This window comes from Nonomuraea wenchangensis, assembly GCF_900111685.1.
Lineage (GTDB): Bacteria > Actinomycetota > Actinomycetes > Streptosporangiales > Streptosporangiaceae > Nonomuraea > Nonomuraea wenchangensis.
The window spans coordinates 79,562-99,366 of sequence record NZ_FOHX01000027.1 but is presented as its reverse complement, the minus strand read 5'-3'; the positions used below and the strand labels follow the sequence as shown (position 1 = coordinate 99,366).

Below are 19,805 nucleotides of genomic sequence, written 5' to 3'. Positions count from 1 at the left end.
ACACCTCGTCAAAGAGGGCCGCCCACTCGCCCTGCGCCCACGAGGTCACCCTGCGGCCGAGGGTGTGGCCACCGTTTTGGCAACCACACCTCCCGCACGGAGCCTCCAGCTCCGCGAGCGAGGGCCGTCGAGCTCGCGGCGGCTTAGTGGAACTGCGCTTCACGTGTAGGCGCCCATCTGGCCGGCCTGGTGCAGCTCGACCGCGAGCGCGATTGCCTGCTCGCGGGTGAGGCCGTCCACCGGCAGTGGCCGCTCCCCGAACCCATGCGCGGGCGTCATGAGCACGGTCGTGTCGTGCGCGCGGTACGTGGCCGTGCCGCTGGTGAGCTGCCCGCGCTGGAGCGCGTTGTTCAGCTCGTGCACGACCGCGCACGCCAGCGGGTTCGGAAAGGCATCCATGACCTGGCGGCTGTGGTCGTCCTCGATGAGCCAGATCTGGCCCTGGGCGTTGTGGCGGTAGAACAACGTCTTCTCGCCCATCAGGCACCTGCCGCCGAGCGTGCCTGGAACCAGCGCAGCAGGCCCTCCACGACCGGGGCCGCGTACTCGACGCCGATCCCGGTCAGCACGTTCTCCCGCGCGACCCAGCCGTCGTTGTAGTCGCTCTCGATGTCGAGCCGCCACGCGCCGTCGTCGGTCGGGTCGAAGATGAGCCGCCCGGTGGGGAGCTCGACGGTGACCTCGTGTTCGTCGCCGTCGTAGTCGATCCGGGCGGCGATCCCGGCCTGGGTGAGGGTGGTGTGCAGGTCTTCGTTCTGCTGGTCGTACTTGCCCATCTCGGGGCCTTCCTTTCGTGGTGGTGGGGAGGCCCCCGCCCGCCCGGCGGCCGGCGGGGGCGCGGTGGTCTACGGGTGTTCGGCGCTGGCGTGTTCGGCCGTTTGGCTGCGCTTCGCCGGGTGGCCGAGAGCCTTGTCGGCGTCGTATGCAGCACAGCCCGAGCAGGTGGCGCGCTCGGCGGCGCGGGCCTCGTTGAAGATCACGTCGCAGGTGAGGGCGTGCACGCAGTGCGGGCACACGTTCTTGATGTCCGGGTTCTGCCACCAGTCGCCGTAGATGTAGGCGCCCTCCATACGGCCATCCGCGTAGAGCCAGCCGCAGAATGTGTAGGCGTGAAGGCCGCCACGTCCGTTGCCGTAGTTGACCCAGTTGTTGTGCTCGGTGATGACGTGTTTGGCTTGGTCGGACTCCAGGTCGATTGCCATGACCTTCTCCTTGGTGGTGGTGGGGTGGTCCCCGCCGACCATGCGGCCGGCGGGGACGCGGGCGGGCTAGTAGCTGGTGCGGGCGAAGTTGTGGCGGCCGTCGTCCACGGGCAGGCTGTCCAGGTCGAACCCGGCGGAGTTGCCCTTCCACGTGGCCGGGTCTCCGGGGGTGGCCGGCGTGCCGGGCGTGAGGGGGTGCTGGGACAGCCACGCCCACAGGTCCCCGCCGACGTGACAGAGGCCGCCGCCGTGGTCGGCGTCGATGTAAACCTCCGAGTCGCCGCCGTACCCGGCCGCGTCGTGCTCGGCCCACACGCACAGCAGGTAGCCGGGGGCACCCGCCTCAGTGACACGGGCCAGGACGGAGGTGATGAGGTGCTCGTCGTAGCCGTCCCGGAGGGCTCCGGCGAGGTCGGCGATCTCCTGGTGCCAGGGCGGCGCGTTCCGCATGATGGCCGCGTGGCGCTCGCCCAGCTCGGCCAGGACGGCGCGAACGTGGTCCCGGCACCACACCCCGAAGTTCCGGATGTCCATGAGGGACGCATCGTCGTGCTCGGCCAGGATGGCGAGCGTTCGGATGCCCTCACGGAGCATGAGGTTGCGCGGGAGGGCGTGCATGCCGGGGAGGAGACGGAGGTCGGTGTTACCGGGCAGGCCGGTGGCGTTGACCAGCTCGGCGATGGTCGGCGTGGCGGTGGTGTCGGTGATCGACATGGTTCTCCTTGGTGGTGTGGCCCGCTCCGCGAGGGAGCGGGCGTGTCCGTTGGCGGAACCGACAACGACTAATCGTCAAGCTGTTCTCCGTGAAGAACAGCGCGAAGGCGTCTGCCGATCCACTCTCCAACGGGAGGGCTGACGGCGTTGCCGAAGCCGTCAATCTGGTCTCTCGCGGAGCCCCAGACGATGAACGACCCCTTGTGGTTGCCGAAATCGACATCGAAGCCGCAGCCAACGCCGACTTCGTGCGGGGCCATCATGCGGAAGTGACAGTCCTCCAGCCTCAGATCCGCAAGGACCTCGCGCCACTGCGCGTGGAGTAGAGCCGTGGTGTCGCGGGCGGTCAGCGTGCCGAGCGGGTCGCTCGCGGGGTGCGGCGCTGTCGCGTCGGCCTCAGACCCGTTCTGCTTGTACCAGCCGGAAAACAGCAGGCCATGCCCAGCACCATCAGCGACCACCGTGTTCAGCGGCCGATCAACACCTGCTACGCGGCGGTCGGTTCCTTGCCGGAACTGCACCATCCCAGCGGCGGTGATCAGGCCGGGGATCTGATCGGACGTGACAGTGGGCATGGCCTCGGCGTGCGAGGTCGGCAGCGTGTTCTTCCGGAACGGCACGACGCCAGCGGACAGCAGCCCCAGCGTCTCCGAGCCGCCCTGCGTGGGCAGCACCTCATCGACGCCACGAGGGGAGCCCTGGAAGTTGTTGACCGCGAGCAGGACCGCTTTCTCGTGCACGCTGGTGACGGTGTCCATCGGCTCGGTGATGTGCTGGCCATCGCCGTTGTGCCGGTGCGCGACCATCACCTGCCCCGTCACCACGGAGACCGGCGGCGTGAGCAGCGCCTGCGTGTTCGTCGCGGTCTGCGACGGCAGAGGCTCGTCCAGGGTGCGGGTACGGCAGTCGGAGCCGGGCCGCTCGAAGGTGTTGCCCGCGGCGGCGACGAGCGCCCCGGTCGAGAGGATTGCCGTCTCCTGCTGGCTGGTCTGCGTCGAGAGGGGCTGCCACGGGTGGCGCTCGGACCCGTGGACGGCCTTGGCCGGCATGAGCACGGCGGGGAAGTCGGCGAACTTCTGCCTGCACCGCTCGGCCCTGGCCATCGTGGAGGGCGCCAGCGGGCTCATGACGGTCTCGCCCGTCTTCTTGTCCGTGAACTCCTTGAGCGGCCTGTCACCGATCTTGGGGCCGAGGTCGGACAGGTCCAGCGCGTTGATCGACGGAGCGAACGGCGGGATCACGATCCGGCGGCAGGAGGGGCACCGGTACTCGTACTGCTTGCTGTAGCGGACGCTGCCCGTGGCCGGAATCCCGGTCCTCCAGGTCCACACCGCCTGGACGATCGTGCCGCAGAAGCCGCACCACGACTCGGGCCGGTGGTCGAGGTCCGGCGCGGGCAGTTTCTCGTCCCAGAAGATGATGTAAAGCCGGTCACGGGACTGCGGCACCCCGAAGAACATGCTGTTGAGGTAGAGGATGCGGAAGTTGTAGCCCTCGTTTTCCCACTGTTTGAGCCACCACCGATAGGTGGAGCCGTCGCCGTACTTCTTGCCTGGTACCCGAGGCCCCCATGAGTACAGTTCCGTGGTGCACTCGATGAGAGCCATCCTCGGGTGGTGCTTGGCCGCGTATTGCAGCGCGCACGTCGCCGTCGCTCTGTCCTTCTCCGATCGAGTCGCGCGCTCCTGATACTCGGGGTCGTCCAGCTCGAACAGCGCCAGGCCCAACTGGTAAGCCTTCTGCGTGTTCGCCTGCGAGTGATTGGTGCAGCTCACGCCCGCGACGAGGAGGTCAGCGCGGGGAAGGTCGGCGGCGGAGTGGTAGTCGGACGCCTCCTTGTCCACGAGGTCGGCGATCCAGTGCTCGGCGTGCGGGTGGTTCTTCTCGTGGACCTTGACCTTGTACTCGTTGTGGTTGGCCGCGAGGATCGTGGTGAACCCGGCGTCCTCGATGCCCTTCGTGAGCCCTCCGAAGCCGGAGAACAGGTCCACGGCGATGAGGTCGTCGTGGCGGAACCGGCGCGGGCGCACGGCCGGGCGGTGCGTGGCGACGCGAGGCTGCTGCCGCTTCCTGACGCGGCTGCGTTGTGACGATGCCATGCGAGGGTCCTCCGGTCAGATGGCGAGTTCGAGCTGCCGGGTGGCCTTCAGGCCCTCCCGCCACAGCTTCGGGAACGAGGAGTTGGTCTTGTGCTGCGCCAGCGCGGGCGCGGCGGTCAGCAGGTGCTCGACGGTCGGGAAGTAGATGCCGCGCCGCCGCCACCACACCCGCCAGTGGCGGCCGTCCGTCTCCAGCCGCCGCCCGAGCAGGCCGGCGGCGCGCTCCAGGTGGGCGAGCATGTCGGTGCGGCTGCCGGTGATGAGCGGGCGCATGCTGCGGGCCGGCTGTCCGCGCTTCATCGGGTCGTCGGGCTTCCTGCCGAATCCGCGCTGCACGTCGTACACCGCCCACTCGGCGGCGTCGAGGTGGTGGTGGAACAGCTTCAGCAGGATGGGGCCGCCCGGCCAGTCGGCGATCAGGTCGTAGAGCTGCTCCTTGCCCGCGATCAGCCCCTGCTTGGGGTTGCAGGCGACGGCCAGGTACTCCATCGTCAGCGCGTCCATCGCCTGGTGCGGGTGCGCGAGCAGGCGCGGGATGGTCCGCGCCCGGCCTCCCTTGGTGACGGAGAACGCGAACGGGCACTCGACGCAGTGCGAGCGCTTCCACCGCACGCCGAGCCGGGCGAAGATGTAGCGCTCGCAGGCGTCCCAGTCCCAGCCCCAGTCCACGAGCGGATACCACGGGATCTTGTTGGGGAGGCCGAGCGCCAGGTCCCCGGCGACCCGGTCGGGCTCGCTCACGTCGTACCCCATGACGTGCAGGTACGGCTCGTCGCCGATGTTCGTCTTGAGCCACTGGTCGATGACCCAGCCTTTGAACTTCTGGCTGTGCTTCCGGTCCTTCGACTGGGGTACGGTCGCGGTGCTCGTCATCTCCTCCAGCAGCGCGTACGCGCCGCTGGTCAGGCACAGGATCGGCTCGCGGGTGTCGTCCAGGACGACGATGCCGTCCCGTTCGTAGTGGCCCGCGCGGGCGACCTGCACTGTCCGCACCCGCCGGGCGGCGAGCAGCGGGTAGATGTGCTGTTCGACCATGACGGCGGTGTCCAGGAACTCGTCACCCGTCTGCGCGGTAATGACGATGAGGTTGGACAGGTCGTCGGCCAGCTCGGGCGGCCGGGTGGCGGGCTCGAACAGCAGGCGGAGGAGCGCCGCGGTGCCGTTGGCGCCCATGCCGTAGGAGAAGACGACGTTCATCACGAGTCGGCTCCGTCCGGGAGGGGCAGCCCGTACACCACGGCGCGGCCCATGTCGTCCCATTCCGGGTCGCCCCAGGACACGAGCCGGATCTTCGGGTTGGTGAGGGCGTGGAGGGAGATGCCGCGCGGCCCTTGTCGCGCCGTCATCAGCAGCTCGTACTCCGTCATGGGGAACCGGACCGAGTACCACGGCGTCGCCGGGCGGCCGGACCGGACGATGGCGTCCACGCTGGGCGGCTCGTCCAGGCCGCACCAGCACGCCGCCACGGCGGTGCACTGGCGTCGCTGCGGCCGGGTCCGGTCACGCAGACGCGGCAGCCGGCCCGACAGCATCGGGCACGCTCGGATCGCGTAGGCGGCGCACTCGGGGTGCTGGGCGGGCTCGGGGACGTACCCGTATCCGAAGTCCATCGGCCGGGCCATCACTACCGCGGCGGCGTCGGCGCCGGTGTCGAGGGGGCGGGCGCAGAGCTGGCAGCGGCGGCCGGTGAGGCATTCGGCGACCAGGTTGTGATCGACGCGGCCCAGTTCGGGGGTACCGTCCGCGTGGCGGAGGGTGATGTACGGGATGACCATCCCGTTGTGGGTGGGGACGTGGGCGAGATGGATGGGGATCGCAGCGTTGGCCACTGCTCCCCTCCCTTCCTTGGGTGTGGCGGTGTGGTGGTGGGGATGGCCCCGCCCGCCGGCGGGCGGGGCCGTACGATCGGATTCGTGGAAGCTGTGCAGGTGTGGACGGTCGCCTGGTGGGGCGACGGGTGGGGCGTGTGGCCTGGCGAGACGCCGGACCGGGACGAGCCGCCCGCGTACGCCACCGGCAACATCACGCACGCCGCGCCGGACGCGGCTTCGTGCTGGGCGGTCGGCGTCGTACCGCCGCACCCGAGGCTGCGGGTGCGGTGCCCGTACGGCGGCGACCCGGACGGCGAGGCGCGTTTCCGCGCTCGCGCCGCCCGCCGCCGCTGGTGGCGCCCCTGCTAGGAGGAGATGTCGCGCGGCTTGTCGCAGTTGATCCGCGCCGACTCCTCCACCGAGGCCCGGTACTCCTTGCCGGTGTCGAACGTGCCCGCCACGCCGACCTTCGCCCGGTAGCGGCCGGACAGGCACGGGTGGTGGGTGAGGACGTACTGGTGGTCCGGGGCCACGTTCGGGAACCGAGCGCTGTTGACGGCCAGCCACGGGGCGCCCAACGACTCGCGGTACTCCAGGTCGATGGACAAGAGCTGCGTGCCGATCCCGGACGGGTCGGTGCATTCCTCGTTGACGAGGACGCGGACCCGCGGTTCCGCTGACCCGATGCGAACGGCCTCGACGTGCACGGCCCGCTCGCACCCGAGCGCGCCGGGCTTGTACGGGTCGGTGGTGGTGCCCTTGCCGCCGCATCCGGCGGGCTGGACGGTGAGAAGCGCTGCGACGGCGAGCGCTGCGAGCTTCATCGTGGTTGCTCCCTCTCGGTTGAGGATGCTCCCGCCCGCTGGTGGGCGGGAGCTCGTACGATCGGTGTGTGGCGCGAGCCCGGTTGGGACGGGCTCGCGCCTACAGCTCGTTCGGGTTGGCGGCCTGGTGGCGGTGGTCGGCCGCTCGCTGCTCCGCGTCGGCGCGCTGCTCGGCCAGCTCCTGCTCGCGCTCGGCGAGCCGCTTGGCCTCATGGTCCGCTTCACGCGCCCGGCGCGCGGCGCGCTTGCGGAACCCGGCCTCCTCGATGGCGTCGAACTCCACCAGGCCCCGGTAGTGCGGGAGGAGCTGCCGGAGGATCTGGCCCATCTTCTCGGCCGCGCCCTCGGTGACCTCGCCGTAGCCGGCGCGGTTCGGGGAGAACCAGCGCCACCGCTCCTCGTGCGGGTAGACCAGCGACGTTCCGGCGAACGTGATGCCGTTGAGGACGGGGGCGTGTGGCCCCTCCTTGTGGAAGCGGCTGTCCCAGTGCCGGTCGGCGGCGGGCACGTCGTCGCCGTACTGGATGGTGACCGCCGCGTGGCCGTTGCCGGTGTCGTTGCGGAGCTCGTACGGGCTGATCCAGATGACGCCGAGCCCCGCGATGGCGTACCGGACGCCGGGCCGGTCGAGGTCCACCGTGTGCAGGAATCGGTAGCTGCGCTTCCTCGGCTTGCCGCTCCGGTTCGTCGCGCCCGTCGTGACCGAGATGGTCCCCCAGCGGACGCCGGGCGTCTCGTACGGATCGCCGTAGCCGTCCCGCATCGGATCTGGCCCGAGCGTGGTGAGCACGGAGGCGTCGAACCCGCCGAGCTTCTTGAGGACGTCGGCCACCGCCTCGGCCACGTCTTCCCGCGTGGGGGGAGGCCCGGACTGCGGCTGCCGTACCGGGCAGGAGTCGGGGCACGGTTCGCCCTCGGGGCCGTTGCAGAACACGCAGGGTCCGCCCTTCGGCGCGGTCGCCGCGGACGGGTAGATGTCCTCGATCGGCCACACCTTGTAGGAGTCCTCCACTTCCTCGGTCTGGCCCGTCCGCTCGTTCTTGACCTCCTTGGTGAACGTCCGCTCGACCTTCGGCGCGACGATCCAGATGGCCGCGTTCGGGTCGGTCACCTCGCGGTTGAAGCCGTAGCCGCCCCAGAACCGTCGCGGCTGAACGTGCGCGACGTTGGGGTTCTGGCCGTAGATGCGCATGCAGTTGCGGATCGAGTAGAAGCCGCCCATGCGGGCGCAGAAGACGCGGAACCCGTCGATCGCCTCGGGGTGGTCTCGGAGGAGAGTCGCGGTCTTCACCTCGGCTTCGTACGCGCGGGCCCGGCCGGCGTCCTTGCGGGCCTTCCAGGCGGCCAGTTCGTCGTCGGTCATGTCGCTTCTTGCCACAGGGCTTCCTCTCGTGGTGGTGGGGTGGCCGGCCCGCGCGGCGCGGGCCAGCCGGTGAGGGGTCAGGCGGGGAGCCGGTCGAGCCAGCCGCGCAGGTCGTCCAGGGTGTTGTGGCCCCGGAACAGCGGGTGCAGCTCGATGTCGTGCTCGTCGTCGGCGTCAAAGCCGTCCCACGAGCGTTCGAGGCCGAGGAGCCGCATCGCCCGGTCCTCCGCCTTGACCACGCGGTTCCCGTCGATGACCGTGATCTCGTCCTCGGGGTCGGTGTCGTCGGCCAGGACGTATTCGGCCCACCAGGACGACTGGTAGTCGGGGAGGAGCCTCCCGGCGAGGAAGGTTCCCTCCGTGGTGCGGGTGGTCAGCCACGTGCCGCCGGTCAGTTCGATGGCGTAGCCCGCCGCGCACAGGTTCGTGCCGCACCGGCCGTTCCGGGTGATGTGCTCGCGCCAGTAGCCCTGGTACCAGGAGGTGAACGGCTCCTCGCTGGCCTCCAGGCGTCCGAGGGCGGCGGTGTCGGTCTCGATCCGGTCGATGATGGCGGCGAGCAGCGCCCGGTTGCGCAGGTGAGCGGTCGGGGTGTTCATGGTCAGACTCCTTCGTTGTCGGTTCCGCCAACGGTGTTGCGCGGGCCGAAGCGGTCGGTGATGAGCCGTTCGAGCGTGAACCTGCCGTTGCCGCTGGCGAAGAAGCAGTGAGCCAGGCCGAGAGGGAGCCCAAGCAGACGTTCCGCTCGCGTGGACACGTGGACGACCCGCTTGCCGCGTACCGTCTCGATGGCCGACTCCGGGTCGTCGGGCTCGGCGAGCATGTACTCCCACAGCGCCCAGGGCAGCTCCTGGTCGTCGTGCTTGGTCACGGGCGTGCCGTCGATGACCATCTCGCCGTTGGGAGTGATCTCCACGACCCACACTCCGCCGTTGTCGAGGGCGACGTGGCCCGCGTAGCAGCAGCCGGTGCCGCACCGGGTGCGAAACTCGGACTGCAACCAGCCGGGCGCGGCGACGGTGGAGGACTCGTACCCGATCTCGTCGGCCGCGGTGATGCGGTCGAACCCGCGCCAGGCGCGCTGAGCGTGCACGTCGGCGGGGTCGGTGATGAACGCGGTCATGAATTTCTCCTGTTGGTGGTGCTGGTGAGGGTCGAACGGGGCCGCCACGCGGCGGCGGCGGCATCCAGGGCGGCGTACAGCTCATCGTCGGCCGACTCGGGGAACGAGTCGGCCCACTCGGCGACACGCGCGTACGCCATGCGCGAATCGTCGGCCCCGGCCGCGACCTCCGGCTTGGAGCGGGGCAGCCGGTGGAAGGTCACGAGCCACGACAGCGTGTCCCGGACGACCTGGACGCGGCGCTGCGGCACCCCGCGAACGAACACGTCTCCGGCGATTGCGCTCATCGCGCCGACCGGGCAGAAGCCGTGGCCGGTCGTGAGGCGGCCGATGACGAAGTCGCCCCGTACCCGCCACGTGGCGCGCATCAGGTCGATGGCGTCGCGGATCAGGTCGGCCGGGGTCAGCTCCGGCGCGTCGGCGAGGAGATCCGTCATCTGTTGCTCAGCCGTTCCACTCGGGTGCCTGCTGAGCCCTGTCGGCGTCGTCCTGGAAGTAGAACCAGCCGCCTTCGTTGTCGTGGTAGAACGCGACCTCGCTCATGGAGCAGCCGGTCAGCGGGTAGCCGGGGCTGTGCTTGCTGCGGATGGCCGGGTAGAGACGACCGTCGCCGTGGTCGTGGATCTCCACCTCCAGCCGGTGTCCAGCGAACCCGATGTGCATGCCCGCCTCGCTGGACTTGCCGTAGACGGTGACCACGTCGCCGCCCTTCACGTAGACCTTGCTCATGCCTTCCTCCGATCGTCGGCCGCCACTGCGACGGCCTGGGTGACGATTTCGTGCAGGACCCGGACGACGGTCAGCCGCCGGTCCCCGTGCTTGGCGTGGAACTCGCACAGCGTCTTCCGCTCGATCGGGCCGTCGTGGACGCCGTACGCGCGGGTGAGACACATCAGCGCGCCGACCTCGCCGCACAGCCAGCCCTCGCACTCCCCCGCCTCAGCCGGAGCCGGAGCGAGATGCACAACGCTGGCCGGGCGCGGGTCGCCGTCCACGCCGTCGTCGTACACGACCCGGAGCCGGAACCGCCACGGGCCGGCGGCCGGGGGCCGCTCCTCCAGCCCGAAGCCGACGACGGTCCCGGCCCGGCCGCCCACGGTGACGCGCTCGCCGATCTCGTACAGCGCCATCTCCTCCGAGCTGCACTTCATCCACCGATCGACGTGAGGCACGTCGATGCTGTCGTAGTCGGCGCCGCCCGGCGGCAGCACCCACGCGCTGGTCGGCGTGTCTCCGCTGTAGAGGACGAGGAGCGACCAGCGGTCGCGGACGAGCTTGACCGTGAGCTGGGCATCGTCGCAGCCGCGGGTGAGGTCCCACCTCGTCAGCAGCGCTTTCGTGGTCAGCAGGTCCTGGTGGCGGCTCATCGCGCCCTCCGCTCCGGAGAGGGCCGGACAGCCACCTCGCACCCGCCGATGTCGGTCACGAGCCGGTCGCCCTGCTCGGGGAACGTCTGCGGCCGGGTGGGGTCGGTGCTGGAGTAGAACGGCACGGTCACGTGGCCGGGCCTGTCGGTGATGGGCTCGACGGCGGCGCGGATGGTCCACGTGAAGCGGATGTCGGGGTTCGTGCTGTTGGTCAGGTCGATCCGGTCGCCGGGGACGAGGTCGGCCCAGGTGGGTTCGGCTGGCAGTGGCGGGTAGGTCATCGTTCGCCTTCCTCGGTGGTGGTGGGGTGCTGGCGCTGACGGTGGCGCGTCAGCGCCAGCAGGTCAGATGTCGCGCGGGTAGTCGCCCTCGCCGTGGCCGTCTGCCCGGTAGTGGTCGTAGAAGTTGCGGTCGTGGTAGTCCGTGAGCAGGTCGGAGCCGTCGTAGTTGTACGCCCACGTGATCTCTTGAAGGGCTTCCTTCAGTGCGGTGAGCTGCGGCCCGGCCTTCCGCCACTTCATGGTCGAGTCGTAGGGGTCCGGCTGGTCGATCCACCAGTCGGCGGGCACGCCCGTGATGGTGATGTCGATCGACCGGCCGCCCGCGTAGTCGTCCTTCTTCACTGAGAAGCGGATGCTCGCGGGGGCGTCCCCGATCGGTTCGGGCGCCTTCACCTCGCCCGGCCTGGCCGGCTGGCGCCCGAGCTTGCGCAGGACGGCGATGTCGGCGCGGATGAGTTTGGTCAGCGCGGCGGACCGGATGTAGCCGGTGTACTTGGCCCCGTACGCGCGGCGGCCTGGCCCGTGGTAGCCGGGCGTGCCGGGCGCGGCGCCGTCGTTGTGGCCGTCGCGCTGGGCGCGGGCCTGGAGGCGGACCAGGAGGCGGCGGGCGGCCTCGCGTTCCTCCTCGGGGGTTTTGGGGTGGTGGATGAGCGCCTTGCAGGCGTCGATTTTCGAGGTGAGGTTCATCGGCTGTCCCGCCCGTCCTCGGCGAGGATGCGCTTCAGGTCCTCGTGGGCGTGCTGGAGCATGGCCGTGTGGTCAGCGGCCGGGTCGTCCAGGGCGACCCCGATGACGGCGGCCAGGTTGACCAGGTCGTCGCGAATCCACTCAGGCATCAGAACCGCCCCGACGAGACGATCGTCATGTGCGGCGTCTTCACGTGCGCCGCCACACGGTTGCCCGGCGGCACGGCGAGCTCGACAACCTGGCCGGAGTCCCGCCACGAGCCGTGCTCGGTGTAGCGGGCGATCCGCAGATCGGAGTTGTCGGGGTGGACGTCGCCGAGTCCGGCGAACCGCCACACGATGGTCTGCCCGGTGGTCTCGTATGTGAGGTGGATCTCGGCGCCGGGCTCCAGCTCGTCCCACCGGGTCGGCACCGTGGACAGCGCCTTGGCCTGCCAGTCGGCGCTCCACCTGGGGGCCGGGTCGGTGCTGTACTTGCGGGCGTAGAACGACTCCCACATGCGTTCGACCTCAGCCGCGGCAAGGGCGTACAGGTGGGGGTCAGCGTCGCGTGCGGACTCCTTCGCGTGATCCTCGGGACGGCGGGCCGCGCACGCCTGCCGGTTGGCCTCGTCGTAGGCGCGCTCGGCTCGCTGGCGGCGCTCGGCCGTGCCGTGGAACCCGTGCTTCTCGGCGTCGGCCTGTTGCGCCCGGTCGAGAACGGTTTCGGCGGCTTCGAGCATGGCCTGCGGCACCAGCATGGCGCGGGCGACCTTCAGGTAGGCGTCCACGATCGGGTTGCCGGTCGCGACGAGCTTGTCCATCACGGTCCTCCTTGTCACAGGCCAGGGTCGGCGTCGGAGATCTCTAGGCCGTCGAACCAGTCGGCGGGGTCCTGCATGAGCAGGCAGTCGGGGTCACACTCGACGCCCGCGGCGGCGCCGCACTTGGGGCACGGCTGGTCGAGATCGAACAGGGCGGTCACAGCGCGTCCTGGGCGGCGTACCACTCGGCGTCGGAGTTGAAGATCCGCTTGCAGCCGCCGGTGCCCTCGGTGCAGCGGGACTGGCCCGGCTGCAGTCCCTCCTGCTCGGGGTAGATGACCTTGCCGACGTAGCCGACGACCGAGCCGTGCGTGCAGATGCCCCGCCTGCGGAGGGCGGCGAGGCGGTTGCCCTCGCGCTCCATCTGGGCCTGCTCCAGGTCGGCGTTGCGCCGCTCGTCCTCGATCGCTTCCATCTCGGTGCCGTAGTCGTCCTCGAAGTAGGACATGGGGTCTCCCATCGCGTCGGGCGGTGATCGGGTTCGGTGTTGTCGTGCGGGCCGCGCGGTGCGTTATCGTGGGAGCACTGGTTGTTCTCCCTGATGCCGATTCCGGCGCGGGGCACGCCTTCGTGGTGGGGGCGTGGTAGGTCAGTTGTTGCTATGAGCGGCCGAACCCATGTGGCGTGGGTTCGGCCGCTACGCGTTTGGAGATTTGTTGGCGGAACCGCCAACGAACTATCGCTGGTCGGCGTACCAGTCGTACATGCGGGCGAACTCCGCGACGTGGTCGAGCATCCCGGACACCTGCTGCTCGGACAGGCCCTCGTAGGTGAACCCGTCCGCGTAGGCGTCGATGTCGTGCGTCTCGTCCAGCCAGCGGTGCGCCGACGACCGCACGTCGGCCGCCGCGTCGGGCAGCATGTCGTGGAAGTTGCAGCCCGCCACCGGTGCCAGCACCGACGTGATGGCGACCGCAGTGGCGTCCAGGACGTGCTCGGGGCGGGCGCCGGCGGCCCGCGCGTCGGCGAGGACCTGGGAGGGGGTGATGGTGGCGATGTCGTCGGCGGGGACGGCGGTCAGGTGCTGGATGAGGGCCTTGCCGGTGGCGGCGTCGTAGTGGTCGAGAGCGTCGAATGCCTCGAACATGCGGGGCAGGTTCCGGCCGTGGCCGTTGGCGGCGAGGTAGTCGAGGGCGCGGCACAGCGTCTCCGCCCAGACCTCGTGGACGACCTCCCAGGCGGGGGTGTCGTGGCGGCGCAGGTGCTCGGTGGCGGCGAGGCTGGCCACGCGACCGGCGTGGACCGTGGTGGTGGCGTCGCCCTCGTTCTCGGCGAGGTCGTACAGGCTGCCGTCCAGCAGGCCCCGCTCCAGGTCCGCGTAGACGGCGGAGGTGCGTTCGTGCCACGTGCCGGTGGCGTGGTCGCCCGTCAGGAGGTTGGTGGCGGCGTCGCGGACCTGGAAGAGGGGAATCCACGGGTGGTGGTACTCGGTGAGTTCCTGGACGAGCGCGTTGGCGACGAGGCGGACCTGTTCGAGGGGGTCGATGTCGCGGTTGGCGTCGCCGATGTCGGCGGGGCTGGGACGGCCGGTGGGGACGCGGTGGATGATCGGGGGCAGGTTCACGGTGGCTCCTTCGGGGGTTTGGCCTGGTCACTGCCTGTTTTGATCTTGTGTGGTGCTGTCTCCAGTCTACCACTTCGCGCACGTATGTATATGTAAGGCATAGGTGCAGTTCAGACGTTAATGATCTTGTCTGAGAGCGATTCTCCGCCAAGATCATCGTTGGCGGTAGCGGCAACACGTGCGGACCGCCGTTCGCCTGCGAGTGGCGACCATGAAGACCTTCCCGCGCGTCTCGCGCCGCTTCGGCCGAGCCGCCGAACGCCGGAACTCCCGGCCACCCGCGCCACCGGCCCGGCCCCCAGGCCGCAGCCCGTGTCCCGCGACAAGATCGAATCTACGGCGTAAAGCTGAGCGAGCTGCACAAACCCGCCACGACCAGCGCACCGCACGCCCCTCCCCCACAGCACCGGGCGCGGCTCCTCATCATCGAGAGCCGGAATCCTGCCCGCATGTCCGGTATCACCGGCAGGGAGAGCAGCACGACCAGGGCACCCGCCCGGACGGCTGTGCGGCACGCGGGTCTTTACAACGTAGATCGATCTTGTCGCGGGACACGCAATCACTCACTGCCCCCGCTCCTGCCGGGCACGAGCACGAGCCCGCGCCAGCGCCATCTCCCGCTCCAACGCCGTCCGTGCCCGCTCGATCTCCTCCTCGCTCGGGCCGGCCGCCGGCTCGGGCTCCGTCGCCCACCGCACCTGCTCCACCTCCTGGGCGGCGTCGGCGTCGGCGCGTTTCCCCCGCCAGTGCTCGCCCGGCCGCCAGTCCCGGCGGCGCCGGGCCGCCTCCTGCTCCTGCTCCCGCATCGCCTGGGCCGCCCGCGGCGAGGTCGCCTTCAGCCATTCGCGCGCCAGAGCCGCCCACGCCTGCGCGTCCGCCATCACACCGACCTCCGCTCAGCCCGCCGCCGTGCTTCCCACGCGGCCAGCGCCGCCAGCTCGGCCGCCTCCTTCTCCCGCCGCCGACGCTCGGTCTCCGCACGGGCCTTCCGCCACGCCGCGTTCGGCCCGGCCGCCGGCGTGGACGCCACCGCCTCGACGGGGTGGCCGTCGTCCTCGGCCGCCGGACGCGGCCCAGGCACCTCCAGCCACCCTGCGGCAGCGGCCATCCGCGCCCGCTCCGCCCGCCGCGCCGCCTGCTCCGCCCGCCGGGCGGCGTCGGCCGCCGCACGCCGCTGCGACCGCGACGGCACCGGCCGCCCCTCGGAGTCCAGCCACGCCGCCAGCCGGTGCCGCACCCAGCCCGGCACATGCCGGATCTCCGACGCGCTCGACCACGTGTACGTCCACCGCGAGTCATCCGGACGCACGTTCAGCGCATGCAGCACGTCGGCCGCCGTCCACCCCTCATCGATGAAGGGGGCCAGCCACCACCGGAGGTACCAGGCCGTGACGCGCCGCAGGAGCGGGTCCTCCGCACGAAGCCGCTCGCATAGGGCGATCTTGTCGCGTTTCGTCCTGGCCGTGTCGTGCAAGGACCACGTAGGCGAGATGCGTGAGCTGCGACGGCGAGGTGATCTTTCCTCGCGCGTGCGCGTGGGAGAGCTAGTTTCTCTCCTACGGAGAGAAACAGAGGGGGGTTCACTTATCTGTTCAGGCTGGTCAACGGCCGGTTCCTGGCGGTGATCACGAGCGGTGCGGCGAGGCACGGCCAGCACCCACAGCGCGGCCCGGTTCCCCAGGCCGTCATCCAGCAGGCCCGCGCCCGTGCCCTTCCGGAAGCGGCAGGTGCTCCCCTGCTCGACAACGCCGAGCCAGCCCCGATCCCGCAGCCACCTGATCCACCGCTTCACGGTCGGCCGGGCCAGGCCGGTCACGTCCACGATCCGCGCGATCGTCGGCCGCGAGCACAGCGTGGACCAGTCGGCCGCCCACACGATGAGGTTCGCGACCCGCAGCAGGTTCGAGTAGCCATCGGCCCGGAGCTCCAGGACCTCCAGGTCCTCCTTGAGGGTGCGCAGCCACTCCTGCTGCGAGCCGGCCCGCCGCATGCCGCGCGGCACCGCGGCGGCGATGACCGCCCGCGACGGCCCGGCCATGAGGTCGGGCAGGTCCGACACGCCGGAGAGCACCGTCCAGCGAACGCCGCTACGACGCTGCTGCGCGGGCGTTTTGGTGGCGCGTGTCCGACACGCCACGGTTCCTGTTTCGGCGCATGCTGGCATGGCCGCACGTTCGGATGCCATAATGGCGATTGCCTTTCTGATGTGGGTCAGGAGGCACAACAAAGCCCGCGGGCGGCCAACCAGGCCGACGCGGTCAAACCGGCCGGACGATCCTCCTTGTTGCTCAGCTCTCGTGGCCTAGGAAACCTGGAGCCGAACGACGTAGTGGATCGCTCGTCAGAGAAACGCCCCGCTCTGCGGGGCTTTCTTGTTGTTAGGGGTTCTCCTTCACGGTGAAGCGCCTGCCCTTCGGCTAGGCAGCCACCATCCTGTCGTGGGGTGTGGACTGGCCGAGCGTGAGCTGCTGCTGCTCGTCGTCCGGGCGCTGGTCGCCCAGGCCGAGCGCAGAAGCAAGCAGTTCCTCGACCGCACGTGACAGTGATCCCCGACTGGCGGCCAGGGCCCTCACTGCGTCGAGGACGTCCTGCCGCTCGTAGCGCATGGTGTGCTTGTAGATCACCGTGGCATCGCGTCCGGGTCTGCTTCCGCTCATGGTGGCCAATGATGGCGTAGATGCGATTCGCGATTCCAGTGACACGCGGGCGTGTCGCGCCACAACTTTCCGTGTTCTCGATCATGTAAGGCCCTTCCCGCGCGACCTTGAGGGGCTGGCGGCCGGATGATCGCGTCTCCGCGCCGCTCTCCGAAACGATCACCTCGGATAGCGGCGCAAGAGACGCGATCAACGCGCGTCGCCTGACACCATATGGTCGCCTGCTTGGATCTGTCCACTAGGCCACGACTAGCCCTGTGACCTGCACTCTTGCTTGATCATTCCGATTGGTCGGAAGATCGGATCATCCTTGTGCGTGCTGCTCCAGCAGGGCCGGGTCACGCTTCCAGTCGATGGACGGGTCTTCGTGCTCCTCGCCCAAGCCGGACCACCAGTTCGCGCCGCCCTCGTCCTCGCTGCGCAGCGCGTCCTCCGTGCAGTAGCCGAAGTCCGCCTCCGGGTCGGACGGCTTACCGCAGTGTGTGGTCCCGGTCCAGTTGCCCTGCTCGGTGACGTGGCAGCAGAGGCCCTGCCGGAACAGCGCCACATCCTCCGGCAGCCACCTGCCCGGATGCGTCTCCGGCGTGATCCGGGCCCCGGCCGGCCGCCCGTCCGTGTGCACGTACGGCATCAGCTTCCGCCGCCAATCGCCACGCGGTGCCGGTCGGTGTGCGTCCGTGCCTCGCTGACCTCGGCGCACGAGCTGGTCATCATGATCCCGTTCGGGTCGAGGTCCTTCGTCGCGCACTGGGCTGCGTACAGGCCCGCGGTGTTGCCGGTCACGGGCCGACCGAACACCTCCTGCACGACCGCCACCATGCGGTCGCCGCGGGCGTTGGCCTCCTCGGCCCGGCACTGGCCCGGCCGCATGTGCTTCCGCGCCTTCATGCACACCGTCCGCCGGTCGGACGGGGCGGCCGACATGAACCGGTCGCGGCTGTCGCCTTCCTCGTGGCACCGGGTGCAGTGCCAGGTAACCAGCGGAGTCGGCCCCTCCGGCGACTCGCTCACTCCCGGCGACAGCAGCGCGGGCCGGCCGAGCATCTCGTACACGACGACGCTGCCGTTGCCGTCCTCGAACGGGTACTCGGTGACGACGCCCTGGCCGTCCGGGTTCCACGTGGTGCGCGGGATCAGCGCGTTCCACGCGTCGCCGTTCGGCCACCGGTCGGCCCAGATGCCGTGCTGGTTGAACTCCGACCACGGAACATCGACCGGGTTGGCCTGGAGCCGGGCGATGACGTCGGCCGGGCCGAGCCAGATCAGGGAGTGCTCCTGGCTCTCCGCACCGGCGACGCCGAACGTGTCGGTCGGCCGGTACTCCTCGACGAAGCCCTCGGTGAGCGCGTCCCAGTTCGGGTGGCTCCGCTCGATGATGGTGGCCCAGCTCATCCGGTACTGATCGGCGTGGGTGACGTAGGCGGGGTTGTCCTCGGAGACGTGGTGGGTGTTGCCGGGGATGTCGGCGAAGGGAAGGATCAGCATGACCGGGGACTCCTGTCGGCCTGGTCGAGGGGGTTGGTGGTGCGGCCGGTGACGGCCGCCACCGCGTAGGTGACGACCGCGAGGGTGGCGAGCGCGCCCGCGACGCCATACAAGACGTCGGCGACCAGCGGCGAACGCTTTGGGCGAGCCGAAGTGGTGGACATCAAGACCCTCCCCCGAGAAGACCGGACACCCACGCGGACAGTCCGCGTCGCCGCTGTTCCTCCTGCTCCTCCTCGGGTGGCAGCGCCGAGCAGGCGTCGGCGTGCTCCTGCCCACCCGCGCGAGCCTTGTCGAGGTCGCGGTACGCACGGTCCTTGTAGATGTCGCTGCACCCGGTGACACCGCATCCCAAGCAGCGCCAGTTGAAGCCGCTCAGCTCGAACGACGTCTCGTCGTGGTAGTAGCCCCGATAATCGGTCTTCGTGGTGAACCGCTGGTGGTGCAGCTCGACGACCGCGCCAGCCCGGTTGGCGTAGCGGGTGATGACCTCGCCGCTCATGCGCGATCCCCCTGCGGAAGGGGCCGCGCGATGAGTTCCTTGAACAGCGCCATCTGCTCCGGCGCCACGTCCACCAGGCCCACGGCGACGAGCGTCGGCAGCCACACCGGCTCGATCCCCGGCCGGGCGCGGAACTCCTCGTAGGCGAGCCACCCGCAGGCGTAGTCGATCGTGCGATGCGTCAGCGACTGGAGCTCGACACGGTCGGCCCAGCGCGCGTTGCGGGTCTCCCGCGTGCTCGGGTTCAGCTCCCCGGCGACCTCGACGCGGAAGATTTGCCACTGGTGGCCGACCCCGCGCGGGCCGGGCAGGCGGCGGCACTGGTTCGGGTGCCAGCCGCCCGTGACCAGCTCGGCCGACATGACGGTCAGCCCGACCTCCTCGAACACCTCCGTGCAGACGGCGTCCATAGGGCCGCCGTGGTCGTCCACGTGCCCGGCCGGGCCGGCGACGCCGGGCGGGTCGGTGTTGCGGTCGAACACGAGCAGCCGCCCCTGCTGGTCGAAGATGAGGGCTCCGACGCTGGTGTTGTCGCAGGTCTTCATGCCTGCACCTCCTGCGGGGCGAGGAGGGGTTTGTCCACGTCGCGGTGCTCGACGTGGACGATGTTCACGCCCGACGCCCACAGCAGATCGGCGGTTTCCTCGGCGAGGGCGGCGGCGCGGTGCCGCCCGCCGCTGCATCCCCAGGCCACCGTGACCGTCCGGTTCTGGGGCGCCAGGTCGGCGGCGAGAGCGGATGCCGTGGCCGCCACGTGGTGGAGGAGCCCGAGCGCACCGGGCGTGTCCAGCACGTGGCGGCGGACCGGCTCGTCCAGTCCCGTCATCTCCCGCAAGGCGGGGTCGTGGTGCGGGTTGCGCAGGAGCTCGCGCACGTCGATGACGAGGTCGGCGCGCGGCGGGGGCTCGTGACCGAACCCGAACGAGATGACTCTGATCACGGGTGTTCCTTTCGTCAGGCCCGTCGTGGGCCGGTTGACCTGCGGCGGGGCCGCCGCAGGAAGCTCATGGCCTGGTCAGCGGCCAGGGCGGCGGTGACGCACAGCGCGCCCCCGGTGATCGGCCCCCACGTCAGGGCGGCCAGCAGTACCGTCGCGGTGATCGTTGGCGCAAGCGCAAACGGGGAGACGCGCCGCCGGACGGTCACCGCGACCAGGGTCACGGCCAGAGCCGTCGCGGGCACCACGAGCAGCAGGTCCGCTCGGGTCACGCCGGCGGCGAGGCCGAGCAGCGGCGCGGCGGCCACCCATCCGACCAGCGGCAACACCCGCATCAGCAGTCGCATGCCGTGATCACTGCGGGAATTCCGTCCTGTACGACCTGTA

At 70.3% G+C, this 19,805-nt stretch carries 31 protein-coding genes; 1 reads left to right on the top strand and 30 read right to left on the bottom strand.

The window, feature by feature from the left end:
• Positions 1–159: 159 nt before the first annotated feature.
• The 7 genes from BMW85_RS46250 to BMW85_RS46220 form a co-directional block, all read right to left on the bottom strand.
• Positions 160–480, bottom strand: coding sequence for a hypothetical protein (locus tag BMW85_RS46250; protein WP_091094124.1), 321 nt, complete (start codon positions 478–480; stop codon positions 160–162).
• Complete coding sequence (locus BMW85_RS46245) at positions 480–776, bottom strand: hypothetical protein (RefSeq protein WP_091094123.1); 297 nt, start codon at positions 774–776, stop codon at positions 480–482. The genes BMW85_RS46250 and BMW85_RS46245 overlap by 1 nt, the downstream gene beginning before the upstream one ends.
• A 69-nt stretch (positions 777–845) precedes the next feature.
• The gene (locus BMW85_RS46240; protein WP_143082648.1) at positions 846–1,202 is read right to left on the bottom strand and encodes a hypothetical protein; all 357 of its coding nucleotides are present in this window, start codon (positions 1,200–1,202) and stop codon (positions 846–848) included.
• Positions 1,203–1,268: 66 nt separating this feature from the next.
• A complete protein-coding gene (locus BMW85_RS46235) occupies positions 1,269–1,916 on the bottom strand; it encodes a DNA-directed RNA polymerase subunit alpha C-terminal domain-containing protein (RefSeq protein WP_091094121.1) in 648 nt (215 codons plus the stop codon).
• A gap of 68 nt (positions 1,917–1,984) precedes the next feature.
• The gene (locus BMW85_RS46230; protein WP_091094120.1) at positions 1,985–4,015 is read right to left on the bottom strand and encodes a DNA cytosine methyltransferase; all 2,031 of its coding nucleotides are present in this window, start codon (positions 4,013–4,015) and stop codon (positions 1,985–1,987) included.
• Between the two features lie 15 nt (positions 4,016–4,030).
• Entirely contained in the window at positions 4,031–5,215 is a 1,185-nt protein-coding gene (locus BMW85_RS46225; protein WP_143082647.1) for a hypothetical protein, read from the bottom strand.
• On the bottom strand, positions 5,212–5,844 hold the full coding sequence (locus BMW85_RS46220) for a hypothetical protein (protein WP_091094118.1): 633 nt from the start codon (positions 5,842–5,844) through the stop codon (positions 5,212–5,214). The genes BMW85_RS46225 and BMW85_RS46220 overlap by 4 nt, the downstream gene beginning before the upstream one ends.
• A gap of 84 nt (positions 5,845–5,928) precedes the next feature.
• On the opposite strand from BMW85_RS46220, the gene BMW85_RS46215 reads away from it, so the two are divergent.
• A complete protein-coding gene (locus tag BMW85_RS46215) occupies positions 5,929–6,195 on the top strand; it encodes a hypothetical protein (protein ID WP_143082646.1) in 267 nt (88 codons plus the stop codon).
• On the opposite strand, the gene BMW85_RS46210 is transcribed toward BMW85_RS46215, so the two are convergent.
• The 23 genes from BMW85_RS46210 to BMW85_RS46110 all read right to left on the bottom strand — a co-directional run bounded on the left by BMW85_RS46210 (position 6,192) and on the right by BMW85_RS46110 (position 19,765).
• Positions 6,192–6,650, bottom strand: a complete 459-nt coding sequence (locus BMW85_RS46210) for a hypothetical protein (protein WP_091094116.1) — start codon at positions 6,648–6,650, stop codon at positions 6,192–6,194. The two genes, BMW85_RS46215 and BMW85_RS46210, sit on opposite strands and share 4 nt — an antisense overlap.
• A 100-nt stretch (positions 6,651–6,750) precedes the next feature.
• On the bottom strand, positions 6,751–8,013 hold the full coding sequence (locus BMW85_RS46205) for a hypothetical protein (protein ID WP_091094115.1): 1,263 nt from the start codon (positions 8,011–8,013) through the stop codon (positions 6,751–6,753).
• A 77-nt stretch (positions 8,014–8,090) separates the two neighbouring features.
• Positions 8,091–8,612, bottom strand: a complete 522-nt coding sequence (locus BMW85_RS46200; protein WP_091094114.1) for a hypothetical protein — start codon at positions 8,610–8,612, stop codon at positions 8,091–8,093.
• Between the two features lie 2 nt (positions 8,613–8,614).
• A complete protein-coding gene (locus BMW85_RS46195) occupies positions 8,615–9,136 on the bottom strand; it encodes a hypothetical protein (protein WP_091094113.1) in 522 nt (173 codons plus the stop codon).
• A complete protein-coding gene (locus tag BMW85_RS46190; RefSeq protein ID WP_091094112.1) occupies positions 9,133–9,573 on the bottom strand; it encodes a DUF6197 family protein in 441 nt (146 codons plus the stop codon). Before BMW85_RS46190 ends, BMW85_RS46195 begins: the two co-directional genes overlap by 4 nt.
• Positions 9,574–9,580: 7 nt before the next feature.
• A complete protein-coding gene (locus BMW85_RS46185; RefSeq protein ID WP_091094111.1) occupies positions 9,581–9,865 on the bottom strand; it encodes a hypothetical protein in 285 nt (94 codons plus the stop codon).
• Complete coding sequence (locus tag BMW85_RS46180) at positions 9,862–10,503, bottom strand: hypothetical protein (protein ID WP_091094110.1); 642 nt, start codon at positions 10,501–10,503, stop codon at positions 9,862–9,864. The genes BMW85_RS46185 and BMW85_RS46180 overlap by 4 nt, the downstream gene beginning before the upstream one ends.
• Positions 10,500–10,784: a hypothetical protein gene (locus tag BMW85_RS46175; RefSeq protein WP_091094109.1), complete on the bottom strand. Its 285-nt coding sequence runs from the start codon at positions 10,782–10,784 to the stop codon at positions 10,500–10,502. The genes BMW85_RS46180 and BMW85_RS46175 overlap by 4 nt, the downstream gene beginning before the upstream one ends.
• A gap of 63 nt (positions 10,785–10,847) precedes the next feature.
• The gene (locus tag BMW85_RS50205; protein WP_091094108.1) at positions 10,848–11,471 is read right to left on the bottom strand and encodes a hypothetical protein; all 624 of its coding nucleotides are present in this window, start codon (positions 11,469–11,471) and stop codon (positions 10,848–10,850) included.
• Entirely contained in the window at positions 11,468–11,620 is a 153-nt protein-coding gene (locus BMW85_RS50200) for a hypothetical protein (protein ID WP_177241242.1), read from the bottom strand. Before BMW85_RS50200 ends, BMW85_RS50205 begins: the two co-directional genes overlap by 4 nt.
• The gene (locus BMW85_RS46165) at positions 11,620–12,273 is read right to left on the bottom strand and encodes a hypothetical protein (protein ID WP_091094107.1); all 654 of its coding nucleotides are present in this window, start codon (positions 12,271–12,273) and stop codon (positions 11,620–11,622) included. Before BMW85_RS46165 ends, BMW85_RS50200 begins: the two co-directional genes overlap by 1 nt.
• Before the next feature lie 14 nt (positions 12,274–12,287).
• Positions 12,288–12,434 (bottom strand): hypothetical protein, encoded by a 147-nt coding sequence (locus BMW85_RS50195; RefSeq protein ID WP_177241241.1) that lies wholly within the window; start codon positions 12,432–12,434, stop codon positions 12,288–12,290.
• Complete coding sequence (locus BMW85_RS46160; protein ID WP_091094106.1) at positions 12,431–12,721, bottom strand: hypothetical protein; 291 nt, start codon at positions 12,719–12,721, stop codon at positions 12,431–12,433. The genes BMW85_RS50195 and BMW85_RS46160 overlap by 4 nt, the downstream gene beginning before the upstream one ends.
• Positions 12,722–12,949: 228 nt before the next feature.
• The gene (locus tag BMW85_RS46155; RefSeq protein WP_091094105.1) at positions 12,950–13,837 is read right to left on the bottom strand and encodes a hypothetical protein; all 888 of its coding nucleotides are present in this window, start codon (positions 13,835–13,837) and stop codon (positions 12,950–12,952) included.
• Between the two features lie 563 nt (positions 13,838–14,400).
• Positions 14,401–14,718: a hypothetical protein gene (locus BMW85_RS46150; RefSeq protein WP_143082645.1), complete on the bottom strand. Its 318-nt coding sequence runs from the start codon at positions 14,716–14,718 to the stop codon at positions 14,401–14,403.
• Positions 14,718–15,896: a hypothetical protein gene (locus BMW85_RS46145; protein ID WP_091094103.1), complete on the bottom strand. Its 1,179-nt coding sequence runs from the start codon at positions 15,894–15,896 to the stop codon at positions 14,718–14,720. The genes BMW85_RS46150 and BMW85_RS46145 overlap by 1 nt, the downstream gene beginning before the upstream one ends.
• A 902-nt stretch (positions 15,897–16,798) precedes the next feature.
• Positions 16,799–17,125 (bottom strand): hypothetical protein, encoded by a 327-nt coding sequence (locus tag BMW85_RS46135; protein ID WP_091094101.1) that lies wholly within the window; start codon positions 17,123–17,125, stop codon positions 16,799–16,801.
• A complete protein-coding gene (locus BMW85_RS46130) occupies positions 17,125–17,979 on the bottom strand; it encodes a hypothetical protein (protein ID WP_091094100.1) in 855 nt (284 codons plus the stop codon). Before BMW85_RS46130 ends, BMW85_RS46135 begins: the two co-directional genes overlap by 1 nt.
• Positions 17,973–18,143, bottom strand: coding sequence for a hypothetical protein (locus BMW85_RS50190; protein WP_177241240.1), 171 nt, complete (start codon positions 18,141–18,143; stop codon positions 17,973–17,975). Before BMW85_RS50190 ends, BMW85_RS46130 begins: the two co-directional genes overlap by 7 nt.
• Positions 18,143–18,481, bottom strand: a complete 339-nt coding sequence (locus BMW85_RS46125) for a hypothetical protein (RefSeq protein WP_091094099.1) — start codon at positions 18,479–18,481, stop codon at positions 18,143–18,145. Before BMW85_RS46125 ends, BMW85_RS50190 begins: the two co-directional genes overlap by 1 nt.
• Positions 18,478–19,026 (bottom strand): NUDIX domain-containing protein, encoded by a 549-nt coding sequence (locus BMW85_RS46120; protein ID WP_091094098.1) that lies wholly within the window; start codon positions 19,024–19,026, stop codon positions 18,478–18,480. Before BMW85_RS46120 ends, BMW85_RS46125 begins: the two co-directional genes overlap by 4 nt.
• Positions 19,023–19,421, bottom strand: coding sequence for a RapZ C-terminal domain-containing protein (locus BMW85_RS46115; RefSeq protein ID WP_091094097.1), 399 nt, complete (start codon positions 19,419–19,421; stop codon positions 19,023–19,025). The genes BMW85_RS46120 and BMW85_RS46115 overlap by 4 nt, the downstream gene beginning before the upstream one ends.
• A gap of 14 nt (positions 19,422–19,435) precedes the next feature.
• On the bottom strand, positions 19,436–19,765 hold the full coding sequence (locus BMW85_RS46110; RefSeq protein ID WP_091094096.1) for a hypothetical protein: 330 nt from the start codon (positions 19,763–19,765) through the stop codon (positions 19,436–19,438).
• Positions 19,766–19,805: the final 40 nt, after the last annotated feature.

Bases quoted from the DNA above. Each gene is read 5' to 3' on its own strand.
- BMW85_RS46250 (WP_091094124.1), bottom strand. From the start codon at position 480: ATGGGCGAGAAGACGTTGTTCTACCGCCACAACGCCCAGGGCCAGATC.
- BMW85_RS46245 (WP_091094123.1), bottom strand. From the start codon at position 776: ATGGGCAAGTACGACCAGCAGAACGAAGACCTGCACACCACCCTCACC.
- BMW85_RS46240 (WP_143082648.1), bottom strand. From the start codon at position 1,202: ATGGCAATCGACCTGGAGTCCGACCAAGCCAAACACGTCATCACCGAG.
- BMW85_RS46235 (WP_091094121.1), bottom strand. From the start codon at position 1,916: ATGTCGATCACCGACACCACCGCCACGCCGACCATCGCCGAGCTGGTC.
- BMW85_RS46230 (WP_091094120.1), bottom strand. From the start codon at position 4,015: ATGGCATCGTCACAACGCAGCCGCGTCAGGAAGCGGCAGCAGCCTCGC.
- BMW85_RS46210 (WP_091094116.1), bottom strand. From the start codon at position 6,650: ATGAAGCTCGCAGCGCTCGCCGTCGCAGCGCTTCTCACCGTCCAGCCC.
- BMW85_RS46205 (WP_091094115.1), bottom strand. From the start codon at position 8,013: ATGACCGACGACGAACTGGCCGCCTGGAAGGCCCGCAAGGACGCCGGC.
- BMW85_RS46200 (WP_091094114.1), bottom strand. From the start codon at position 8,612: ATGAACACCCCGACCGCTCACCTGCGCAACCGGGCGCTGCTCGCCGCC.
- BMW85_RS46195 (WP_091094113.1), bottom strand. From the start codon at position 9,136: ATGACCGCGTTCATCACCGACCCCGCCGACGTGCACGCTCAGCGCGCC.
- BMW85_RS46190 (WP_091094112.1), bottom strand. From the start codon at position 9,573: ATGACGGATCTCCTCGCCGACGCGCCGGAGCTGACCCCGGCCGACCTG.
- BMW85_RS46185 (WP_091094111.1), bottom strand. From the start codon at position 9,865: ATGAGCAAGGTCTACGTGAAGGGCGGCGACGTGGTCACCGTCTACGGC.
- BMW85_RS46180 (WP_091094110.1), bottom strand. From the start codon at position 10,503: ATGAGCCGCCACCAGGACCTGCTGACCACGAAAGCGCTGCTGACGAGG.
- BMW85_RS46175 (WP_091094109.1), bottom strand. From the start codon at position 10,784: ATGACCTACCCGCCACTGCCAGCCGAACCCACCTGGGCCGACCTCGTC.
- BMW85_RS50205 (WP_091094108.1), bottom strand. From the start codon at position 11,471: ATGAACCTCACCTCGAAAATCGACGCCTGCAAGGCGCTCATCCACCAC.
- BMW85_RS50200 (WP_177241242.1), bottom strand. From the start codon at position 11,620: ATGCCTGAGTGGATTCGCGACGACCTGGTCAACCTGGCCGCCGTCATC.
- BMW85_RS46165 (WP_091094107.1), bottom strand. From the start codon at position 12,273: ATGGACAAGCTCGTCGCGACCGGCAACCCGATCGTGGACGCCTACCTG.
- BMW85_RS46160 (WP_091094106.1), bottom strand. From the start codon at position 12,721: ATGTCCTACTTCGAGGACGACTACGGCACCGAGATGGAAGCGATCGAG.
- BMW85_RS46150 (WP_143082645.1), bottom strand. From the start codon at position 14,718: ATGGCGGACGCGCAGGCGTGGGCGGCTCTGGCGCGCGAATGGCTGAAG.
- BMW85_RS46135 (WP_091094101.1), bottom strand. From the start codon at position 17,125: ATGCCGTACGTGCACACGGACGGGCGGCCGGCCGGGGCCCGGATCACG.
- BMW85_RS46130 (WP_091094100.1), bottom strand. From the start codon at position 17,979: ATGCTGATCCTTCCCTTCGCCGACATCCCCGGCAACACCCACCACGTC.
- BMW85_RS50190 (WP_177241240.1), bottom strand. From the start codon at position 18,143: ATGTCCACCACTTCGGCTCGCCCAAAGCGTTCGCCGCTGGTCGCCGAC.
- BMW85_RS46125 (WP_091094099.1), bottom strand. From the start codon at position 18,481: ATGAGCGGCGAGGTCATCACCCGCTACGCCAACCGGGCTGGCGCGGTC.
- BMW85_RS46120 (WP_091094098.1), bottom strand. From the start codon at position 19,026: ATGAAGACCTGCGACAACACCAGCGTCGGAGCCCTCATCTTCGACCAG.
- BMW85_RS46110 (WP_091094096.1), bottom strand. From the start codon at position 19,765: ATGCGACTGCTGATGCGGGTGTTGCCGCTGGTCGGATGGGTGGCCGCC.